1 protein-coding gene and 1 pseudogene are annotated in these 2,406 nt (G+C 75.1%); both read right to left on the bottom strand.

Features of this window, described 5'->3' with window-relative positions:
• A pseudogene (locus AOK15_RS46200) lies at positions 1-276 on the bottom strand (hypothetical protein); the annotation flags it as partial.
• On the bottom strand, positions 273-2,406 hold a 2,134-nt coding region (locus tag AOK15_RS27325; protein WP_055521023.1), incomplete at its 5' end, for a DEAD/DEAH box helicase. The pseudogene AOK15_RS46200 and the gene AOK15_RS27325, both read right to left, overlap by 4 nt.

Here is a 2,406-nt window from a genome sequence, read left to right as displayed (position 1 = left end):
AGCACCAGCACCATCAGCACGGTCTGCCCTTCCGGCGGCCCCACCTGACGCGCCCCCGGCGCGGCCCGAGCCGCTCGCCCCCTCCGCGCCCGGCGCCTCCCCGGGACGACCCTGCGCCCCCACGCCACCGCCGGTCGCCGCATCCCCGCTGGTCGGCGTCGGTGTAGCCGCGGTCTCCCCTTGGTCCTCGCCGCGCAGGGCCCGTTCGCGGGCCGCGCGCAGTGCCTGGCGGGCCGCGTCCGCGGGGCGGGGGGCGGGGTGGTCGGAGGCGCTCATGTCGACCTCCGCAGCGAGACGAGGTCGGTCAGTTCGCGGTCGGTCAGCTCCGTGAGGGCTGCCTCGCCGGAGCCGAGGATGGCGTCGGAGAGGGCCCGCTTCGCTTCGAGCATCTCGGCGATGCGGTCCTCGATGGTGCCCTCGGTGATGAGGCGGTGGACCTGGACGGGCTGGGTCTGGCCGATGCGGTAGGCCCGGTCGGTGGCCTGTTCCTCGACCGCCGGGTTCCACCAGCGGTCGAAGTGGATGACATGGCCGGCCCGGGTGAGGTTCAGGCCGGTGCCGGCCGCCTTGAGGGACAGGACGAGGACGGGGGTCGCCCCGCTCTGGAAGCGGTCCACCATGTCCTCGCGGTCCTTGACGGGGGTGCCGCCGTGGAGCAGTTCGACGGGGATCGCGCGGGCGGCGAGGTGCGCGGTGATCAGGCGGGCCATGCCGACGTACTGGGTGAAGACCAGGGCCGAGCCGTCCTCGGAGAGCAGGGTGTCCACCAGTTCGTCGAGGAGGGCGAGTTTGCCGGAGCGGGCCGACAGGCGGTCGCCGTGGCCGGCCGCCTCCTCCTTCAGATACAGCGCCGGGTGGTCGCAGATCTGTTTGAGGGCGCCCAGCAGTTTCAGGACCAGGCCCCGGCGGGCGATGCCCTCCGCCGTCTCGATGGCCAGCAGCGACTCGCGGACGACGGCCTCGTAGAGCGCGGCCTGTTCACGGGTGAGGGGGACGGGGTGGTCGGTCTCGGTCTTGGGCGGGAGTTCGGGGACGATACCGGGGTCGGACTTCTTGCGGCGGAGCAGGAAGGGGCGGACCAGCCGGGCGAGTCGGGTCACGGCCTCCTCGTCCTCGCCGTTCTCCACGGCGCGGGCGTGGCGGGCGCGGAAGGACTTGAGGGGGCCGAGGAGGCCGGGGGTGGTCCAGTCGAGGAGCGCCCACAGCTCGGAGAGGTTGTTCTCCACGGGGGTGCCGGTGAGGGCGACCCGGGCGGGCGTGGGGATGGTGCGCAGGGCCTTCGCGGTCGCCGAGTAGGGGTTCTTGACGTGCTGGGCCTCGTCGGCGACGACCATCCCCCATCGCTGCTCGGCGAGTTGGGGTGCCGTCGAGCGCATCGTGCCGTACGTGGTGAGGACGAAGCCGGGGCCGAGGTCGTCCAGGGAGCGGTCGGGGCCGTGGAAGCGGCGGACGGGCACGCCGGGGGCGAAGCGGGTGATCTCGCGCTGCCAGTTGCCCAGCAGGGAGGCGGGGCAGACGACGAGCGTGGGCTCGGGGCGGGCCCGGCGCAGATGAAGGGCGATGACGGTGATGGTCTTGCCGAGGCCCATGTCGTCGGCGAGGCAGCCGCCGAGGCCGAGGGAGGTCATGAGGTCCAGCCAGGCCAGGCCCCGGAGTTGGTAGTCGCGGAGGGTGGCCGCGAGGCCCGGGGGCGGGTCGACCGGGCCGACGCCGGCCGTCAGTCGGTCCCGGAGCGCGGCCAGCGCGCCCACCGGGACCGCCTCCACGGTCTCGCCGTCCACGTCGGCCGTGCCGGTCAGGGCCGCGGACAGGGCGTCCACCGGGTCGAGCAGGCCCAGTTCGCGTCGGCGGGCCTTGCGGACGAGAGCCGGGTCCACGAGGACCCACTGGTCGCGCAGACGGACGACCGGGCGGTGGGCCTCGGCCAGGGCGTCCATCTCGGCGTCGGTGAGCGGGTCGCCGCCGAGCGCCAACTGCCAGCGGAAGCTGAGCAGTTCCTCGCTCTCGAAGAAGCCCGTGCCGTCCGTGGCCGAGCCGGGCGCCGGGCGCACCTCGGCGCGGGCGCTCAGGTCCTGGGCGAGGTCGCGGGGCCAGTGCACGGCGACCCCGGCCGCGGCCAGCCGGGTCGCGGCCACACCGAGGAGGTCGGACAGCTCGTCCTCGGAGAGCGCGAGGACGCCGGGGACGTCCTGGTCGGCGAGCCGGTCCAGGGGCGGCCAGACGCGGGCCGCGCGGCGCACGGCGAGGGCGGCGTCCACCCGGGCGCGGGGCCCGAACGCCTCGTCCGCGTCGCCCGCCCACAGCGCCGCCGCGTCGACGACCAGCGTGGGGTCGGCGAGGCTGTGCACCTGGACGACGGCCGCGCCGGCCCGGCGGCCCCCTTCGCTGTCGTCGAACAGGTCGTAC

Origin of the sequence: Streptomyces ossamyceticus (assembly GCF_001418475.1) — a bacterium.
Classification (GTDB): domain Bacteria; phylum Actinomycetota; class Actinomycetes; order Streptomycetales; family Streptomycetaceae; genus Streptomyces; species Streptomyces ossamyceticus.
The sequence above is the reverse complement of the archived record's forward strand: the minus strand, read 5'-3'. Positions and strand labels throughout refer to the sequence as shown.